Below are 20,464 nucleotides of genomic sequence, written 5' to 3' on the forward strand. Positions count from 1 at the left end.
GACAGGGATGACAACAAATATTAAAAAGCGCTCAAATGACCTTTAGAGGGCTGGTGCAAAGTCCCTTACAGGTGAAGGATTTAAGAAGCACCCCGATCTACCACCAGAGCGAACACTTTCATCGAATTCACGATCGCTCAGGAGAATTTAGGGCGCATTTCCGGATTGGCAGTCTCTTGTCGGTATCTCGAAGCGCACGAAGTGAAAAGTTTTATCGAATTTGCAGTCCCATAGACCTTGAACAATTACACCCGCTCAGGAGTCCCTTTTATGGTTTGGCACACGTTTAACAAAGCTTCCTCAGCCGTCTCTCGATCGCCGCTCACAAAAATTCGTTCTCACCAGCTTCACGGCGTGTGGGTAGGTTTGGCGGCTTCGATGCTTTGTATGATTGGCGGCTGTACCGCTTCTAAACCACAGGCATCCGCTCCAGCTCCCTCTGCGACGGCATCTCCTACAACACCCGCAGTTGAGCCATCTGTGTCGCCGTCTGAGCCTCCAGCAGTTCCGTCTGCGTCACCTGTCAGCACGCCAAGCCCTACTTCCCAAGCCTCGATTAAGCCAGATGCGACTGGTAATGTGGCTTTAGCAGATGGACGAGTTACCTTTGCATTGCCACCTGGATTTACCCAGTTGACCGCCCAAGAAATTGCCACCAAGTTTCCCAAAACCGGAAGCCCACCCAAATATGCCTATGGCAACGATCGCCGCACCGTTACAGTCGCCGTCACCTTTTCAGAGGCTAATGTAAAACCCCAGCAGCTACCTGAGTTAAAAACCGCACTGCGTCAAGCGATCGGAAAATCGCTCCCCAACCTGCAATGGATTAGTGATGAAATGACCACGATCAACAACACGCCCTGGGTGCATTTTGAGTTTATCAATCAAGCGATCGATACCAAAGTTCACAACGACACTTATTTCACGTCATTTGATGGCAAGATGATGGGCTTTAACTTTAATTCAGTCGTCGCTGAACAGGATGCAGTGCGCGCAGAGTTGCGTAAGACACGGGACTCGATCGTGCTTCGTTAGGCTCAGGGGTTGTCCCAACTAGGGAGTGATGATCTCGTAGGGGGTTGCAGACACTCGAAATGCCCCAATTTCAATCGTCGGCGGTGCGTTTCGCTTTAGGCTCAAGTTGGCTTCAGTCGATCGCGGGTAAATATTTTTAGTTGGCAAATCAACAAAACAATTAAAAAATTTGCGATCGACTGAGTTTTTCTACTCTGCACTCAATAAAGCTCATTTTTTGACAGTTTCTCTAGCCAATTCATTGCATAATTGAGGGCGGATCAGACCACGCTTGAGGAGTTGTCCATGAGTTATCGCATGAATCGCCGCGCCTATGCTGAGACCTATGGCCCGACGGTGGGCGATCGCATCCGATTAGCCGACACTGACCTGATTATCGAAGTCGAACAAGATCACACTACCTACGGCGATGAGGTAAAGTTTGGCGGTGGAAAAGTGATCCGCGATGGCATGGGGCAGTCTCCGATCACGAACGAAGCGGGTGCCGTTGATGCGGTGATTACCAATGCGCTAATTCTCGACTGGTGGGGCATCGTCAAAGCAGATGTGGGCATCAAAGATGGAAAAATTGCCGCGATCGGAAAAGCTGGCAACCCCTATATTCAAGACAATGTGACGATCGTAATTGGCCCCGGCACCGAAGCGATCGCCGGAGAAGGACTGATCCTGACGGCAGGCGGCGTAGACACTCACATTCACTTTATTTGCCCGCAACAGATCGAGGTCGCGATCGCGTCTGGAATCACAACCATGATCGGAGGCGGAACCGGGCCAGCAGCGGGAACGAGCGCCACGACTTGCACCCCCGGCCCGTGGAATCTTTACCGCATGTTGCAGGCTGCTGAAGCTTTTCCGATGAACCTGGGATTCTTAGGCAAAGGCAACACCAGCCAACCCGCCGCCCTCGAAGAACAAGTAAAAGCGGGAGCGATGGGCTTAAAGCTGCACGAAGATTGGGGAACCACACCTGCGGCGATCGATACCTGTTTGGGCGTTGCCGACGAATACGATGTTCAGGTGGCCATCCACACCGACACGTTGAATGAAGCGGGATTTGTCGAAGATACGATCGCTGCCTTCAAAAATCGCGTCATTCACACCTATCACACCGAAGGCGCAGGCGGAGGACATGCCCCTGACATCATCAAAGTTTGTGGTGAAGCGAATGTGTTGCCGTCTTCGACCAATCCGACGCGACCTTATACTTTAAACACGTTAGACGAACATTTGGATATGCTGATGGTCTGTCACCACCTCGATCCCAGCATTCCAGAAGACGTCGCGTTTGCAGAATCGCGAATCCGAAGAGAAACGATTGCCGCCGAAGATATTCTTCACGATTTGGGCGCGTTTAGTATGCTGTCGTCTGACTCACAGGCCATGGGACGAATCGGAGAAGTCATCATTCGCACCTGGCAAACGGGACACAAAATGAAAGTGCAACGGGGCGCACTGGCCGAAGATTCGTCACGCAACGATAATCACCGAGCCAAACGCTACATCGCAAAGTATACGATCAATCCCGCGATCACTCATGGGATTGCTGCCCACGTCGGATCGATCGAGGTTGGAAAGCTGGCAGACCTTTGCCTGTGGCGACCAGCGATGTTTGGAGTCAAGCCAGAAATGGTGATCAAAGGCGGCTTGATTGCCTGGTCACAGATGGGAGATGCTAACGCCAGTATTCCCACACCGCAACCTGTTCATATGCGTCCGATGTTTGGCAGTTTTGGAGGAGCGATCGCTGCCACATCTCTCACATTCCTGTCTCAGGCAGCGATCAAAAAAGGGGTTCCTGAAAAGCTAGGTCTGCAAAAACAAGCCGTAGCGGTGTCAGGCATTCGCAAACTCACCAAGCGAGACATGAAGCTTAACGATGCACTCCCTCATATGGAAGTTGATCCTGAAACTTATGAAGTTCGGGCTGACGGTGAACTGTTAACTTGTGAGCCTGCCACTGTGTTACCGATGGCGCAGCGATATTTTCTGTTTTGAGGCAGCTTCGATCGGAGCGGGCGGCTATATCAGTCCTAAATTCAGTTGCAAGAATCTTCAAGGGCGGGTTATTAGTCATTACTTCTTAGCCATCGATTTACTAATCATTGCATCCGGCTACCTGAATCATTACTAAGCGGAGATTTACTATGTCTAAACCTGTTTCTAAATCTGTTCATCAAGCTGTGCAAAACTTCTTGACTATCATGGCAAAACAGGGCGACAAACGGGCGATCGCGGCTCTCCAAACTATAGATGATATTGACGTGATCGACACGGGCGAAACGGTGGATGTGCAGATGATTGTCGATCAGCCCGATGGCGAATTTGTTGTTACAGAACATGGAGCTAGTTTTTTGCCAAAGTCGGATGAGGGATGAGGGATGAGGGATGAGGGATGAAACTTCCTGGGCATTGACTCTGGTGACCGAACGACTGATTCTTCGTCCTCAGCAGGCGAGTGATTATCAGGATTGGTATGCTGGTTTTGCTGGTCGATCGCCGAGTCAACACCCGTATGATGAGGGGTTAGTGAGCTTGGAGCATTGCGATCGAGACTGGTTTGCAAAGCTGTGTCAGCGCCATCAACAGGAAGCGACCTGACATAGCAGTTGTAAATCAGTTGTGAAAATACTTGAAACAGCCGTTTCAAAGTCCCCCAAAATGGAGGATTTAGGGGGCGAGGATCTGTATCAGTAACTAGTGGATTTGGTATTAGCCATTCATTGACGACCAACCACTAACCACTCATGACTAACCACTCATGAACAACTACCGAATTCTCACAACTTAAATAGAATATCTACCGCAAAATCCTTTGTCAGTCCGATCGCTAGAAATTTGGTAGTATGGGCGAACTATGAAAAAGTCTGCCGCCTTACTTCCACTACCGATCCTGGATCTACGAGGAAAGATTATTTTGGGGATTGACCCCGCGATCGCCACGATCGGGTATGGGGCAATTCGAGATGAAACGGTTCTCGATTATGGGGTGATTGTGACTCCTGCCAACACACCCACTTACAAACGATTGCAGCAGATTCATGACGACGTGCGAGAACTCTGTCAGATGCTCAAACCTGATGTGGTAGCGATGGAGATGCCGTTCTTTGCGCGAGAAAATACCAATGCGGGTAAAGTGCTGCGTGCCCTGGGCGTGATCGAGCTTGCGCTGGCAGAAAGTGGCTTAGAAGAACCCGTCTTTCTCCATCAGTCCCAGGTCAAATCAGCCGTGGCTAAATATGGAGCAGATAAGTCAGAAATTCAACAAGCTGTGATGATGATTTTTAACTTGTCAGAGATTCCTAAACCTGACGATGCCGCCGATGGATTAGCGATCGCTTATGCCGCTCAAACCGGGGCACGGGCAAACGTTCGATAAAAGAATGTGACTCTCCTAGAACGTCAAACCGAAGTTCGTTAAAGTCCCTCAGAATGGGCAGCTTGGGGGCAAAAGCCCTCAAAATCGAAGCGAAAAAACTCCATCGAATCCACGTCAGTCAAAGTTTCTAAGGACGGATCAGGTTTGAGCGATCTCTTTGAGCTACCCGTGAGGGGTCGCGCTTCTTAAGTGATTCATGTAGCATTGTATGATCCGTTGCTTGCAGCATTTCTTTTAAGACAACGCTGCGGTTTCTACCTTTTCTTTTGGCCTGGTAGAGTGCTTTGTCTGCCGCAGCAATTAGCATTGACGAATTGGTTTCGAGAGCGGGAATGAGACTGGTCACGCCAACGCTGATCGTCACATGCTCACAAACTTGAGAATTGACATTGACAAGCTGCAACGCTTTTACCTGAGCGCAAATTTTTGCTGCTACTTTTGCCGCTCCTGCTGCATGGGTATTGGGCAATATCACTGCAAATTCTTCTCCACCGTAGCGGGCCGTCAAATCTCCCGATCGCTTCACCGCCGATCGAATCGCCTGAGCAACTTGATGGAGACAGCGATCGCCCGCTGGGTGCCCATAGGTGTCGTTGTAGGCTTTGAAGTAATCGATATCGCACAATATCAAAGATAGAGGCTGTTTTTCTCGCCTCATGCGCTGCCATTCTTGACTGAGATAGTCATCAAACCAGCGACGATTGGCTACTTGAGTGAGATCATCGATCCAGGCCAGTCGCTTTAATACCTGATTGGTTTCTTCAAGGTGCTGACACAAAAGCGCTTGCTGTTGTTGAAGCTGAAATTGCCCGATCAGACGCTGCATACGCTGCCGCAAAACCGCCCAGTGAATCGGCTTGGTAATAAAATCAGTGGCTCCAACCTCAAAGGCGCGATCGACCGAGGCGCGATCTTCGAGTCCTGTAATCATCAGCACAGGGGCCGCATGATTGCCAGGAAGGGCACGTAGAGCCGCACAACAGGTAAATCCATCCATGACGGGCATGAGCGCATCCATCAATACGATGTCAGGCTTTAGGCGAGTATAAAGATCGAGACATTGCATTCCATCAGTGACTTCGACGACTTGATACTGTTCTTGCTCTAAAGCATGTCTTAGTTGAAATCGAGTCAGTCGATCGTCATCGACAACTAGCACAAGAGGGGCTTCTTGATTAAACTTGATCACGTTCGGGTTTAGCCTCTAGAACGTTAGGTGAATAGGAGATGAGTTCAATTGACAGAGATTAAGCGACTGTAGCTATCCGTTTGAGTTTTCAGAATTCGGTGGTTAGCGGTCAATCAAAGGTTGAGAACTAAGAACCTACCCTTTGAAGACTTTCACAAATAATTCAGGATTGCTATAGATCAGTAGACCTACATTTATAAGTAAGTGTTACAGAAACATCCAAGGTTTTTGGGTAGCTCATCGCACTTAATTCTAAATCATAATACGGAGGGAATTATGAATAAAATCTATACTTCTGAAGAGAATCCACTGAGAAAACTGCGAATAAGTTTGTCTTGTTTATACCATCAGAATGAGAGATAACGACCATAATACTGAGTATCTCGCTGATAGAGAATAATAAGTAAGCTGACTGTCATAACCCTTAATTTAAGAGAACAATGGTACATATTTCATTACACGCGCAATAGGCAATTTCTCTATGTCTCTCTTTTTTGAGGGATTACTTCGCTAGGCTGGCTTCACCTTGAGATCTCTTTGACCTCCTTAAGAGGAGATGTGAATTAAAGCTGCACGTTGCGTTTACACTTCTTCTGAAACTGAGCTGACGTTAACGAACGTCATTTCATCGAGTTTACGAGTTTAGAAATAAAAGCTTGACAAGATCGTGAAGTGGGGCTGACTTTCCAGCTTTTTGCTAAACTAATGAGAATATTTGCCAAAAGCTAATAGAAGACTTATGCTGCTAAAGGTCATCTGGCTGCAATTTATCGATTGACTTTCGGTTGCAAAAATGTTGTCCGCGATCGCCCATGTCGAACTCTAAATTGGAAAAACTGAATCGCCGTCAGCTATTGCAGTGGGGATTGTTGGGAGGTGTCGGACTTGCAGGGTCAGCGATCGCCCTTCAGCAGTGGCAGCGCCAAACCCCAAACAAAACAGTCACCATCCCGCCGCTTCCGCATTCTTCTACCGAAACAACTCCGCTCACCGTACTGCGCGACTTTGACTATGGCACCGTGACTCAAGAAAATGGGCGCACCGTGCGAGAGTTTCGGGTCGAAGCGCAGACCTCCCCGATCAAACTGGACAACGCTCACACCTTCATCACCTGGAATTTGAATGGACGAGTTCCCGGCCCGACGTTTCGAGCGACTGAGGGCGATCGGATTCGGGTGATTTTTTACAACAAAGCGGGGCATTCTCACTCGCTGCATTTTCATGGCTATCACGCGGCCGACATGGATGGCATCAAGCCGATTCGCAACAATGGCGTGATGATTTATGAGTTTGACGCTGCGCCATTTGGAGTGCATCTCTATCACTGTCACGTTGCCCCGGTGACTCGACACATCGGGAAAGGGCTGTATGGCATGTTTATTATCGATCCGCCTCAGCCTCGTCCACCTGCGGATGAAATGGTGCTGATTATGGCGGGCTATGACGTGAACAACGATCAAAAAAACGAACTGTATGCCTTCAATGGGTTGCCTCACTACTACATGCATCATCCGATTCCGATTCAGCAAGATCAACTGATTCGCCTCTATGTGCTGAATATGATTGAGTTTGACCCTGTGGCCACGTTTCACCTTCACGCCAATTTGTTTCGCATCAATCGAACTGGGCGATCGCTCGAAGCCACCGAGGAAACCGACGTAATCACAATGGGAACCGCAGAACGACACATTCTAGAATTTAGCTTTGCTAAACCAGGCAAATTTATGTTTCACCCCCATCAAGACGCGATCGCCGAAGCGGGCTGTATGGGCTTTTTTGACGTGATCGCAACCAAAACTTGAATCGTTAAGCTTTTGGGAAACTTTCGCAGAAAGGTACAAAAACCAATTGACAAGAGCGATCGCAAGCCGTCAGAATAAGCCTCACCCACTAACAAAAATAATTCGCATTAAGTCTGCCTGATGTGGAGCCATCCGCTTCCCAGCTTTTCTCGCGTCCCAAAAATCATTTGGAAATGACCTATGCCTGTTCTTCGCTTTCTGGCGCTTTTCTTCTCAGCCACCTTTTTATCAGTGTTGATTTCCTGTAGTACTCAGGCTCCTCCGACCGCTGTGGCCCCGTCGAGTCCTGCCCAGACGAGCAGTTCATCCTCGATGAGCGGCATGTCTCACAGCAACAAGCAAATCAATATCAACAGCGCGATTTTGTCTGAGTTAGACAAACTTGAAGCAAAGTTGGCCGTTCCGGGATTGTCTAATAAAATTCAGGCCAGTCGCCCCTACGGAAAAGTCGAAGAACTGGTGTCGAAGAATGTCATCAATCAAGCGCAATTTGATCAGGTTAAAGATTTGGTGACGATCGAAGATATTCAACTCACCGGAGAAGCGAAAGATGTCGATTACATGATCAAGTTGGGCTTGATGAAAGGGCACCTGATGGTTGCTAAAGAACTGCTTGATCTGCAAAAACCAGACCAGGCCGAACCTCATATTGGCCACCCAGTCGAAGAGATTTATGCAGATGTCGAAGATCAACTCAACGAACGCAACATCAAAGAGTTTAAAACGACATTAATTGCCCTTCAGGATTATGTAAAAGCTGGAGCCAAAGACGCAAATAAAGTCAGTAGTGAATTCAAAACTTCGATGCAGTCGGTAGAAGGGGCGATCGCGGCCCTGCCCGATACTCAGCGCAATTCTCCTAACTTTGTTTTGCAGGTGATCACTGGGTTGTTGGATGCAGCAAACTCTGAATACGGAGCGGCGATTGCGGATGGCAAAATTACTCAAGAGATTGAATATCAAGATTCTCGTGGGTTCGTGGTGTATGCCAATGAGCTTCACAAAGGGATTGCTTCTCAAATGACCAAAGACAATCCTGAAGCCGAAAAAGCGATCGCGACCACAATGACAGAACTGAGTCAAGCCTGGCCCGCTCCCCTGCCGCCTGCTGCCCCAGTCAAATCACCAGATGAAGTCTCTAAGCTCGTCAAAACGATCGAAATGAACGCACAGAAGTCGATCAAGTCTTAATTGGTAACTTGGCAGTTAAAACTGTGGCTATCAAAACAAAGTCCACCTCCCTGAACTGACCAACACAACGGCTTCTTGCGTGGGCAAAGACTCACTTTGGTTCTTAATACCAGGTTAAAAATACGTGAATTCGATGAAATCTTTCGCTGCGGTTGTTAATCCAGGCAGCCCCCTAAATCCCCCACGAGTGAGGGACTTTGAACCAAAAATCTTGTCTGAAAGTCCCCCAATTTTGGGGGGTTGGGGGGCAGAAGCGCTGAAGAACGAAGCAAAAAAACTTCATCGAATTCACGTTAAAAATAGGTGCAACAGATCGATCAGCCAAGCTTAGTCAAAGTTCCTAAAATTGGAGGATTTAGAGAGTGAGGATCTGTAGCAAGTAACTGTTGATTTGGTGTGAAGTCTATTCAATTTGAACCCGATCGTCAAAACTCACCTTACCAAATCTCATGGACTTCAGTTCTGCTTTACCTACGTTTGTGATTACCCTTCGCGAAGGCGTTGAAGCCGCGCTTGTGGTTGGGATTGTGTTGGCTTACCTAAAAAAAGCGAAACAGCGACATTTGAATCCCTGGGTTTACGGGGGAGTGGCAGCGGGACTGGTCGCTAGCGCGATCGTCGGCGTTTTGTTTGGTTGGATGCTACAAAGTTTGGGATCGTCGGATCAAAAATATGCTCCCGTTTTGGAACCCTTGCTCGAAGGGGGGTTTAGCCTGCTGGCGATCGCCCTTCTGAGTTGGATGCTGATCTGGATGACGCAAAACGCTCGACACATGAAACAAACTGTGGAAGGGGCGATCGGCTCTGTTTTGACCACGGATACGAAGGCGGGATGGGGCGTGTTTTCGCTGATTTTCTTTGCGGTGCTCCGAGAAGGGTTTGAGACGGTGTTGTTTATTGCCGCTAAGTTTCAGCAGGGACTTGTGCCCGCTTTGGGAGCGATCGCCGGAATCATTGCCTCCGTGGGCATTGGCGCTTTACTTTTTAAGTGGGGCGTTAAGCTGAATCTCAGAAAGTTCTTTATGGTCATGGGTGCCCTACTGCTGCTGATCGTTTCAGGCTTGGTGGTGACGGCTCTAGGACACTTCGACACAGCGTTTAATACCCTGGCGCAACTCGATCGCAAATCACAATCGCTCTGCTTCTTTTACGAACGCTTTGCCAAACCGCTGGATCGAAACTGCATTCTGGGGCCGATGGTCTGGAACATGAGTAAAATATTACCAGACGATCGCTTTCCTGGCATTATCTTAAGTGCATTGTTCGGGTACACTCAACGGTTGTATTTTGTTCAAGCCCTGGGTTATGGAATCTTTCTAATTACCGTGGGTGGAATCTATTTCCAAAGCTTGTCCGGACGTGTCATCTTTCCATTCCAAAAAAATCGCGAGTCTGTTACAAAATAATTCACTCAAGCTAATAATTCCCATGCGAGAACTTGATGTCAAAGCCGCAACCAATTTGCTCAATTCCATAATGGAATCTGAACTGTCGGGCGTGGTTCGCTATACTCACTACTCATTGATGGTCACAGGGCCGAATCGAATTCCAATCGTGCAGTTTCTCAAAGCCCAGGCCACAGAATCGCTGCTTCACGCTCAACAAGCTGGAGAAATTTTGACGGGATTAGAAGGACATCCGAGCTTGCGAATTGCACCGATCGAGGAAACTCACAAGCATTCAATCTACGACATTTTACTCGAAAGCTTGCACCACGAATCGAGCGCCCTGAGCTTATACAAAAATTTGCTCGAAGTCGTTGAAGATGCCAGCATTTATCTAGAAGAGTTTGCTCGAACGATGATCGGTCAAGAAGAACTACACGGCATGGAATTGAAGAAAATGCTGCGAGACTTCAGCCCGACTGGAAAGTAGAATTTGAGTTTGGAAGATTTTACTGATTGCTAATCTGTCTATTTAGCAATCTAGCTACCGTTGTAAAAACAAAACCTACAGCGTTTTCGGATCTGTGATCTGGCTTGTCATTCTCTACAAGGTCAAAGGCATCTCCATTAGCGTTATCATAAATGGAATTTGTGCCCCTTTACAGAGTCGATTATGCACCGTCTTGCGACCATTCCCGGAGGTTGGAACCCATCAGCAGAGGGGGTGATCTTTGTCGAACAGCAACCCGCCCCGATCGTTTTCATTACCGCCGCTGACACCGACATTCAAACCCTTGCGGCCGCCGTCACTCAGTTACCTGAAGGCTTCCCCGCCCTGCGTGTGGTCAATTTACTTCAGCTACAACAACAACTGACGATCGACACCTACGCCGAAGATGTGTTGAGTCAGGCTCAGGTGATGATTGTGCGGGTGATTGGGGGGCGATCGTACTGGAGCTATGGGTTAGAAGTGGTTGAGGAAACGGCACAGCAGACGGGTGCAAAATTAATCATTCTGCCGGGTGATGAGCGTCCTGATCCCAATCTCACCAGTCATTCAACGGTTTCTCTAAGCGAAAGTAATCAAGTTTGGCAATACCTCTTAGAGGGCGGCCCTGACAACTATTGCAATCTTTTGAAATTCATTTCAACTAACTATTTACAACAAAAATATTCGGTTTCTCTCCCTAAATCGGTTCCTCGAATTGGCGTTCGTCAATGGCAAAAACGAACCAAAAAATCAGAAGTCGGAATCTTATTTTATCGCGCTCATTATCTTGCGGGAAACACAGCCGTTATTGATGCATTATGTGAATCTTTAGCCCAAAGAAACTTATCGCCAATTCCCATCTTTGTTTCGTCATTACGCGAACCCGCCGTTCAGAAAGCGCTACTTAAATATGGTCGGCACCTTGATTTATTGCTGAATACAACCAGCTTTTCACTCGCTCGATTAGACACCGAAACACCTCAAGTAGAATTGTGGGAGCAATTGAATGTTCCGGTGCTGCAAGTGATTTTGAGCGGCGGAACTCAAGAACAATGGGCATCTGGCTTTCAAGGATTGGCACCCAAAGATATGGCGATGAATGTCGCACTCCCCGAAGTGGACGGAAGAATCATCACAAGAGCCGTTTCCTTTAAGTCAGTCGAAACTCAGAATGCTCGCCTACAGACCGATGTGGTGGTTTATGAACCGATCGTCGATCGCATTCAATTTGTGTCTGACCTGGCAGCAAATTGGGTAAAACTGCGACAAACTTCGCCTAAAAATCGAAAAATTGCGCTGATTTTAGCCAACTATCCCAATCGAGATGGACGGTTAGCCAATGGGGTCGGTTTGGATACTCCCAACAGTTGTCTCGAAATTCTCAAAGCGCTCAAACTTGCAGGATATTCAGTCGGAAATATTCCCGAAAACGATCAAGAATTGATTCAATTACTAACAGCAGGCGTAACGAATGATCCCGAAGGTCGATCGCTGAGAAAGGTGCGGCAGTCCCTCTCATTAGAACAGTATCAACCTTATTTTGAGCAGCTACCGATCGCCATTCAAACAGGTGTCAATACTCGCTGGGGAAACCCTTCAGAACCGACCTTTCCGATTTCAGGAATTCAGTTAGGAAATGTGTTTGTCGGTATACAACCTGCGCGAGGCTACGATCGCGATCCTGCTCTCAATTACCACGCGCCTGATCTCGAACCTACCCATGATTATTTTGCGTTCTATCACTGGGTTAGATCCGAATTTGGAGCAGGGGCGATCGTGCATGTCGGCAAACACGGCAATCTAGAATGGCTCCCCGGAAAAAGCGTGGCACTTTCTGAAAACTGCTATCCCGAAGCGGTTTTTGGGGCGACTCCTCATCTCTATCCGTTCATCGTCAACGATCCCGGCGAAGGATCTCAAGCCAAACGACGCGCCCAAGCTGTGATTCTCGACCATCTAACGCCCCCCATGACTCGTGCCGAACTCTACGGAAATTTGCACCAGCTAGAAGGGCTAATCGACGAATATTACGAAGCGCAAACGCTCGATCCGGCTCGACTGGGACTGGTTCGCGATCGCCTTACTCAATTAATTTTGCAAGAAAATCTCGACCAGGATTTAGGACTCGATCGCTCAACTTTAGATGACTCCACTTTGGCAGCCTTTCTCAAAACCGCAGACGGCTATCTCTGTGAATTGAAAGAAGCTCAAATCCGAGATGGTTTACACATTTTTGGTCAGTGTCCTCAGGGCAGACAACTCTGCGATTTGACGGTGGCGATCGCTCGCAATCCCAACGCCAATCGATTAGGACTGACTCGTGCGATCGCTCAAGACTGGCAGCTAGACCTAGATCCCCTCACGGCTGACCTGGGTGAATCAGTGATCACGTCTCATCCCAAACTCGATCACTGCCAAATTGTCGGTGATGTTGTAGAAGTGATTGAACTTTATGCCGCAGAACTAATCACCCAACTGATTCAAAAATCTGACATACCCGCTATCGGAACTGCTACAGATCAAGAATTGAATTGGATTCGCGATCGCTTACTTCCAGCATTACAGAAAACCGATCAAGAAATCATCAATCTGTTACGAGGATTAGACGGGAAGTATATTCCTAGCGGTGCTTCGGGTGCTCCCACTCGCGGTAGACCAGATGTTTTACCGACGGGACGAAACTTTTACTCAGTTGACATTCGAGCCATTCCCACGGAGACGGCCTGGGAGATTGGCAGAAAAGCCGCTGAGACGTTGGTAGAGCGATACACCCAGGAAAATGGTGAATATCCCAAAACATTAGGATTGTCCGTTTGGGGCACGTCTACCATGCGAACGGGCGGTGACGACATTGCAGAAGCCCTCGCATTACTGGGAGTCAAACCAATTTGGGATGGCGTTTCCCGACGGGTGATTGACTTTGAGATTTTGCCGCTTTCTAGTCTCGATCGTCCCCGTGTCGATGTAACGCTCAGAATTTCTGGCTTCTTTCGCGATGCGTTTCCCAATTTAATCGATTTATTTGACAGTGCGGTGATTGCAGTCGCTCAACTAAAAGAATCAGCCGAACAAAATCCGCTGTCACAAAAAGCAACACAAGAACGAATCTACTGGGAATCACAAGGAATACCCGCAAAAGAAGCAGAGGAGCGATCGCTGTATCGAATTTTTGGATCAAAGCCAAGTGCCTATGGTGCTGGACTACAGGGACTCATTGAGGGACAAAATTGGACAGACGACTCAGATCTAGCCCGCGCCTACATTGACTGGAGCGCCTACGCCTACACCCGCAAATCCCAAGGAAAATCAGCCCCCGAAGCCTTCCACCAGCGCTTGAATAATATGCAAATTGTGTTGCAAAATCAGGACAATCGAGAGCATGATCTCTTAGATTCTGACGATTATTACCAGTTTCAGGGCGGCTTGACCGCTGCGGTACGATCGCTTTCTGGCACCTCACCCCAAACCTATTTTGGAGACAATTCTCGCCCAGAGCAGCCAAAAGTTCGCAAATTAGCCGAAGAAATCACCCGTGTTTATCGGACTAGAGTGGTCAATCCCAAGTGGATCGAGGGGGCGATGCGGCATGGTTACAAAGGTGCGTTTGAGATGGCAGCCACATTGGATTACCTGTTTGCCTACGATGCCACAACTAACTGCGTTCAAGATTTCATGTATCAAGGCGTTGCAGAGGCTTACTTATTCGATCGTCGCGTTCAAGAGTTCATTCAACAAAACAATCCCTGGGCGTTGCGAGACATTGCAGAACGACTACTCGAAGCGCACCAGCGAGGATTATGGGAAAACGTCCCCGACGCAACGATCGACCAACTACGCGCCTTAGCCCTAGAAGCAGAGGGAGCGATCGAGACTCAAATATCCTGATGCATCAAAACGCTGTGGAAGGTCGAAAGTCCCCCAGAATTGGCAGCTTGAGGGGAAGAAGCGCCCATTAACGAAGCAAAAAACTTCATCTAATTCAGGTTAAATAAACAAGACCGTCACCTGTAGATACTACCTTCGAGCTTATTAAATCTATATTGCGGTGCTTGAACGGATGAAGTACATCAGAACCTTTGCTATGCAGGCGTTATGGATGTCATGCCGTACCTCACTCTAGCTAAAACCGTTATAGTCAACTCTCATGCTCACCTTACTCAGTCGTTGGGTTACGCTGCAATTGAGTGATGGCTTGACGAATTAATTTTATTTCATGGTTAAGAGACTTTTCAAAAAATGATTTTATCTTCTCTTTAACGCTGTCTAAATCTCCATCTTCGTAATCTGAGGCATTGAGAATTGGTATTGCAAAAATCTCATTCCATCCTGCTCCTTTAAGTGTTCTTTGGCGTCTTCCAGGAAAAGAGTTTCTGATCGCATCATAAATATTTTGTTTCAAAGTTTGATCCCCCGGACCCGCAACTAAACCTAGCCCAAGATATTGCGAATCATTCCAAAATTGAAACAGCAATATACGCTGACTGCTTGTCCATCCATGACAAGTTTTCTGGAACTTCAGTTCATCCCATTCCTTTGGGGCAAATCGAATACATTTCTTATTGCAATCATCTTTTTCAATATCGTGTTCCTGATTATTTTGAATGAGTTGCTGAAGAAAATCTGAGATTTCTGATTGCCAGTCTGGACGGTGCTCATAAATTAAATCAAGGGCTTGTCGATGCTGTTTATAGATTTTTCGACAGAGGTTGGCAATTTCTGAGTCGCTCATGATGTGTCTCTTAATTAGGTTACTGTAATGGGTCATTAAGCTGCGAACGTCGCCATTCATCTTGGCACTGTGTTGCAGACAGATGCTGTCTATACAATTAGCAATTGTCTCGTAACTCAGCGAATGCCAATTTGACTCAGATGCTTTATCCCCATCCTTGGTGAGATATATCAAGCACTTTTGATAGTCAGGAAACTCAGTCGAAACTATTTCTCTATACCTGTTTAACTGGTCAGAATGTTCGACGGAATCGACTTTATTTTCAATTGCAATCACGATCTTGTTAATTGGCGAGTAAATCAAGATATCAATATTTCGATACTCTCGCTTAACTTCTGTGTCTTCTAAACTGGCAACATCGATTTCGATCGCACTAAACGGTGGATCTTCAAAATCGAGCAACGTTGTAATGAGAAATTTTTTGAGGAATAAGTCGCCAAAATAGTGAGATTCCGACGGGTTTAAGAGAAATGCCAGAAAATAGGAGTGGCGAATCTCCTGTCGAGTCATTCCAACCGCTTCAAAAATATTGAAACTCGATAATTTTGATTCTAGTAAAGTGAGATCTGGATTGTCAACGATTAAGGCTTCTAGAATACTCTGATCAGCTTTATCCATATTAGACTTGTTGGGTTTTAACAGAAAAAATCGCCGAATCGACTGTCAGATATAGCTTCCAGGGATCTTTGGCAAAACCTCTAAAAACCTGACCAGGACTAGGCTTCAAGGATTTTTGGGCTTATTAACCAACAACTCTATTATCTGATTCATACTCAAAGCAGGTTAAAAGGCAGACTTTTGAAATTATAGCGGTTCTTGAACGGATGAAGTACATTGAAATCCCTGCTGTACAAGCGCTACAAATGTCATACCATACCTCACTCTGGTGAGAACCGCTATAACCACAAGAAACACATTGATCTCAAGCGGTGATGAGTCATTTCTAATCTTCTGGTTTATTAACTTTGAAATATAAAAAAGACAAACTGGAGTAAAACGACATATCGACTTCATATCAACTCAACCGATACTTTAGCCAAAATGCCAGCAACGGCAATGCAATTCGATAACGATATTCTGGGCCGTAGACCAAACCTTTTTGTTCTAAACTAGCCAACGCTCCTTGCAGTCCGCCTCCCCTCGAAAGATGATGCTTTTGAATGTATTCTCTGGCATGAGGGCTATCCGTTGGGTCGAGCGCCAAACTTTCTAACACCCTTACCTGGCTGGGCGGCAACAACAAAATTAACGACTCAAACGTGACAGACAGATCTTCAACCAGCGCTAAGGTACTGCGATGAATATGGTGAGCTTGAATGAAGCGTGAAGCGCGAAGGGTGAGGGGTGAAGCGTCAGAGGTGGATTTTTGCCATTCCCCAGATTGATCTCTCGTTTTGATGTCAAGCCAGACTCGCTGGAGTAGCGCGATCGTATCTCTAAAATGCCCCTGCACATGGCTGAGAAAAAGCGACAAAGCCTCTGGCTCAAACTTCAGATCTTCGGGAGCGATCGCCGTTTCTAACCAGGGTGCCAGATCTTCATCAGACAGCGGGCCGAGCGAAACGACTTGCAGATCACTCTGCTCAACCCAGCGTTCGGCAACCGTTGCAATTAGCGCATAGCTGACTCGACTCTGCTGCTGAATTTCTTGGCGAAGATAATGCTCCCATTTGCTGTGACGATCCCACGATCGCATATGAGGAAAATTCTGAAACACCAGCACTACCCGACAGTCGAGCCACTCGGCCAACACCTGCGGCAATGTCAGTAAAGCTTGAAACAACGCCCATTCTTTGCCAGACGAAAACTGCCAGACTAGACAAGTTCTGCCGTTGGGCAACTTTTGCAAAATCAGCGGTTGGGTCTGGCTCCAGCGTTGAATTAGCGCAAGCTCTTTAGGAGACTCAAAGGCGGCAATCAAGCCCTCAGCCAGCAGTTCGAGAAAGCGGCGGTAGTCTGTGGCTCTCAGGCAGTCAATTTCGATCACTCTGGCTCCACAGTTTCTCGCGGCCCAGCGCACCAGCGTTCGTCGCCCAATGCCCGGAACGCCCGCCAGCACCAGATCCCCGTCGGCTGCCAGAATCTTGCTGACCTGTCGCAGTTCGGTTTGCCGACCTACCAAATTTTGCGGAACAAAGGGATTGCCAACCATCGCGAGTCAAAAAAATTGTGACGATCTCAGACTTTGGACTCTAGACTATGAAGAGTTAAACGTCAGAGTCTATCTGCAAGTGGCTTTTGGCTTTTGGCTTAATCACCAACGGTCTAAGCTCTACAGTCTATCCTGCAAATCAGAGGTTTCACACTATTTAATAGTGCTATCTCTCTTATTTAAGCACTATCATTGAGTGCTGTAGGCATCCATTTTTTTTCGTTTCAATTAAATTCTATGGCTTCTAACTCATTGCCCACGATCGACGCAGCTTGGCACACGCTAGATGTTCAGCAAACGATCGACTCACTGCAAACTGACAGCAAAACCGGACTCGACTCTCAACAGGTTTCCGATCGCCGGGTCAAGTTTGGCCCAAATGAATTGGAAGAAGCAGGAGGGCGCAGTACGCTGACGATTTTGCTCGATCAGTTCAAAAACATCATGCTGCTGATGCTGATTGGGGTAGCGCTGGTTTCGGGCATTTTGGACTTGCTAGATCTGTTGCAGGGGACGGGCAAGCCAGGAGACATTCCCTTTAAGGATACAATCGCAATTTTGGCGATCGTGATTCTCAATGGGGCGCTGGGCTACATTCAAGAAAGTCGGGCTGAGAAGGCATTGGCGGCGCTCAAACAGTTGTCCTCTCCGCGAGTCAGAGTCATCCGAGATGGCAGAGTCAGTGAAATCGATTCGCCCGATCTGGTGCCCGGAGACTTGATGCAGGTCGAAGCAGGCGTACAAATTGCCGCCGATGGGCGTTTGCTCGAAGCCGCTAATTTGCAGATCCGCGAGTCCGCCCTCACCGGGGAAGCACATGCGGTCAACAAGCAGGCTACCCTACAGCTACCTGAAGAAACCTCTCTAGGCGATCGCCTCAATCTTGTCTACCAGGGGACTGAAGTCGTGCAGGGTCGCGGGACGGTGATGGTGACTGGAACGGGAATGCGGACGGAACTGGGTAAAATCGCCACCATGCTGCAAGCCGTCGAGTCTGAGCCGACCCCATTACAACAGAGAATGGATCAACTCAGTCAAGTTTTGGTGACGGGGGCGCTGGCGCTGGTGGCGATCGTCGTCGTCGTGGGCATTGTCTCGGCACGCAGCTTTGCGCCGTTGAGAGAGTTGCTGCAAGTGTCGCTGAGTATGGCGGTGGCAGTGGTGCCAGAAGGGTTGCCTGCGGTGATTACAGTGACACTGGCGATCGGGACTCAGCGCATGGTGCGGCGGAATGCCCTGATTCGTAAGCTTCCGGCGGTTGAAACACTCGGCTCTGTCACAAATATTTGCTCTGATAAAACGGGAACGCTGACACAAAACAAAATGGTGGTGCAATCTCTGCATACCGCAAGTGCATCGCTGGCCGTCACCGGAGAAGGATACAGCCCCAAAGGAGAATTCACGCTACAGAAGCGCAAAATTAATCCGTCAGATAGTCCTGAAGTCCGCGCTCTGATGCTGGCCTGTACGCTGTGTAACGACTCAATTTTGCAAGAAGACAAGGGTCAGTGGACGATTTTGGGCGATCCAACCGAAGGGGCGCTGCTAACCGTGGCGGCCAAAGCTGGGTTAGAAGCCGATCAATGGAACAGCAAGCTACCGCGAGTCCAAGAGTTTCCCTTTTCGTCTGAGCGCAAGCGGATGAGTGTGATTGTCAAAGATACGGCAGACTTGCTCAAATCAGAAACAGGCTTTTTGGCGACTCCGTTTCTCATGTTTACCAAAGGCTCTCCCGAATTGATTTTGGAGCGTTGCCAACAGATTCAGATTGGCGATTCGGTACAGTCGATCACACCAGAACAGCGTCGGCAAATCCTCGCCAAAAATAACGAACTCGCCGGAAAAGGCCTGCGCGTTTTGGGCTTCTCTTACAAACCACTAACCGAATTGCCACCCGAAGGTTCAGACGAGGTGAGTGAAAAAGCCCTGGTCTGGCTGGGACTGGTAGATATGTTGGATGCGCCGCGCCCTGAAGTCAGAGATGCTGTCGCGCGCTGTCGAACGGCTGGCATTCGCCCCATCATGATCACCGGAGATCACCAACTCACTGCTAAAGCGATCGCTGAAAACCTCGGTATTGCCAAACCTAGCGATGAAGTTCTTGTGGGTCGTGACCTCGAAAAAATGGATGCGCGCGAGTTAGAACGGCAGGTCGATCGGGTCAGTGTCTATGCGCGAGTGGCTCCCGAACACAAACTGAGAATTGTCCAGGCGCTGCAAAAAAACGGCAAAATCGTAGCCATGACTGGAGACGGCGTAAACGATGCGCCTGCCCTCAAACAAGCCGATATCGGGATCGCAATGGGCATCACCGGAACGGACGTGAGCAAAGAAGCCAGCGATATGGTTTTGTTGGACGATAACTTTGCCACGATCGTCGCCGCCACCGAAGAAGGCCGCACCGTCTACACCAACATTCGTCGCTTTATCAAATACATTCTCGGCTCCAACATTGGGGAAGTGATTACGATCGCCGTTTCACCCCTACTGACCACGGGAGGTGTTCCCCTTTCACCCTTGCAGATTCTCTGGATGAACCTCGTCACCGACGGATTACCCGCTCTAGCGCTGGCTGTTGAACCTGCGGAACCCAATGTCATGAACCGTCCGCCCAACAATCCAAGTGAGAGCATCTTTGCCAGAGGCTTGGGTGCTTACATGCTGCGGGTGGGAATTGTGTTGGCAATCATCACGATTATTCTCATGGTCGGATCATACCAATACACCCAACAAGTGAATGGGAACGGACTCGATGCCGATCGCTGGAAAACAATGGTTTTTACAACGCTGTGTATTGCCCAAATGGGACACGCGATCGCCATTCGATCGAATACCAAATTGACGATCGAGCTAGACCCCAGAACCAACCCTTACATCTGGGCTGCGGTGGTTGTGACGACGCTGCTACAACTCGCTTTGGTCTACGTTCCACCGTTGAGAGCCTTCTTTGGCACCCACTATCTCACCTTCAATGAACTAGCCGTCTGCTTTGGCTTCAGCGCCATCATGTTTGTCTGGATCGAGCTAGAAAAACTATTTGTGCGCTGGTACTTTAGCCGTAAACAAAAGTAGGACAACCCAACCGGATCGAGGGTTGAAATCACAGTGCAAACAA

General features: G+C 48.2%; 14 protein-coding genes. 11 read left to right on the forward strand and 3 right to left on the reverse strand.

Annotated features, from left to right (window positions below; genetic code table 11):
* Positions 1-270: 270 nt before the first annotated feature.
* From ACJ2PR_RS26415 to ACJ2PR_RS26435, 5 genes are all read left to right on the forward strand, one after another.
* Positions 271-1,035, forward strand: a complete 765-nt coding sequence (locus tag ACJ2PR_RS26415; protein ID WP_446879196.1) for a hypothetical protein — start codon at positions 271-273, stop codon at positions 1,033-1,035.
* A gap of 285 nt (positions 1,036-1,320) precedes the next feature.
* The gene (gene ureC, locus ACJ2PR_RS26420; RefSeq protein ID WP_446879197.1) at positions 1,321-3,030 is read left to right on the forward strand and encodes an urease subunit alpha; all 1,710 of its coding nucleotides are present in this window, start codon (positions 1,321-1,323) and stop codon (positions 3,028-3,030) included.
* 149 nt (positions 3,031-3,179) lie between these two features.
* The gene (locus tag ACJ2PR_RS26425; protein ID WP_446859789.1) at positions 3,180-3,410 is read left to right on the forward strand and encodes a hypothetical protein; all 231 of its coding nucleotides are present in this window, start codon (positions 3,180-3,182) and stop codon (positions 3,408-3,410) included.
* A 10-nt stretch (positions 3,411-3,420) separates the two neighbouring features.
* The gene (locus ACJ2PR_RS26430; RefSeq protein WP_446879198.1) at positions 3,421-3,633 is read left to right on the forward strand and encodes a hypothetical protein; all 213 of its coding nucleotides are present in this window, start codon (positions 3,421-3,423) and stop codon (positions 3,631-3,633) included.
* A gap of 256 nt (positions 3,634-3,889) precedes the next feature.
* Positions 3,890-4,411: a crossover junction endodeoxyribonuclease RuvC gene (locus tag ACJ2PR_RS26435; RefSeq protein ID WP_446859791.1), complete on the forward strand. Its 522-nt coding sequence runs from the start codon at positions 3,890-3,892 to the stop codon at positions 4,409-4,411.
* Positions 4,412-4,538: 127 nt separating this feature from the next.
* Here the strand turns inward: ACJ2PR_RS26435 and ACJ2PR_RS26440 are convergent, their stop codons facing one another.
* Positions 4,539-5,570 (reverse strand): diguanylate cyclase domain-containing protein, encoded by a 1,032-nt coding sequence (locus ACJ2PR_RS26440; RefSeq protein ID WP_446871642.1) that lies wholly within the window; start codon positions 5,568-5,570, stop codon positions 4,539-4,541.
* A gap of 842 nt (positions 5,571-6,412) precedes the next feature.
* Here ACJ2PR_RS26440 and ACJ2PR_RS26445 point away from each other — a divergent pair.
* The 5 genes from ACJ2PR_RS26445 to cobN all read left to right on the forward strand — a co-directional run bounded on the left by ACJ2PR_RS26445 (position 6,413) and on the right by cobN (position 14,353).
* Complete coding sequence (locus ACJ2PR_RS26445) at positions 6,413-7,402, forward strand: multicopper oxidase domain-containing protein (protein ID WP_446871641.1); 990 nt, start codon at positions 6,413-6,415, stop codon at positions 7,400-7,402.
* Between the two features lie 180 nt (positions 7,403-7,582).
* On the forward strand, positions 7,583-8,593 hold the full coding sequence (locus ACJ2PR_RS26450) for a helix-hairpin-helix domain-containing protein (protein WP_446859794.1): 1,011 nt from the start codon (positions 7,583-7,585) through the stop codon (positions 8,591-8,593).
* 449 nt (positions 8,594-9,042) lie between these two features.
* Positions 9,043-9,999 (forward strand): FTR1 family iron permease, encoded by a 957-nt coding sequence (locus tag ACJ2PR_RS26455; protein WP_446879199.1) that lies wholly within the window; start codon positions 9,043-9,045, stop codon positions 9,997-9,999.
* 22 nt (positions 10,000-10,021) lie between these two features.
* Positions 10,022-10,468 (forward strand): ferritin-like domain-containing protein, encoded by a 447-nt coding sequence (locus ACJ2PR_RS26460; protein ID WP_446859796.1) that lies wholly within the window; start codon positions 10,022-10,024, stop codon positions 10,466-10,468.
* Between the two features lie 183 nt (positions 10,469-10,651).
* Positions 10,652-14,353: a cobaltochelatase subunit CobN gene (gene cobN, locus ACJ2PR_RS26465; RefSeq protein ID WP_446879200.1), complete on the forward strand. Its 3,702-nt coding sequence runs from the start codon at positions 10,652-10,654 to the stop codon at positions 14,351-14,353.
* 268 nt (positions 14,354-14,621) lie between these two features.
* Here the strand turns inward: cobN and ACJ2PR_RS26470 are convergent, their stop codons facing one another.
* On the reverse strand, positions 14,622-15,815 hold the full coding sequence (locus ACJ2PR_RS26470) for a PDDEXK-like family protein (RefSeq protein ID WP_446879201.1): 1,194 nt from the start codon (positions 15,813-15,815) through the stop codon (positions 14,622-14,624).
* Positions 15,816-16,212: 397 nt separating this feature from the next.
* Positions 16,213-17,349, reverse strand: coding sequence for an AAA family ATPase (locus ACJ2PR_RS26475; protein WP_446879202.1), 1,137 nt, complete (start codon positions 17,347-17,349; stop codon positions 16,213-16,215).
* A 237-nt stretch (positions 17,350-17,586) separates the two neighbouring features.
* Here ACJ2PR_RS26475 and ACJ2PR_RS26480 point away from each other — a divergent pair, with 237 nt between their 5' ends.
* A complete protein-coding gene (locus ACJ2PR_RS26480; protein ID WP_446879203.1) occupies positions 17,587-20,421 on the forward strand; it encodes a cation-translocating P-type ATPase in 2,835 nt (944 codons plus the stop codon).
* Positions 20,422-20,464 lie beyond the last annotated feature (43 nt).

This window comes from Phormidesmis sp. 146-33 (genome assembly GCF_052939515.1).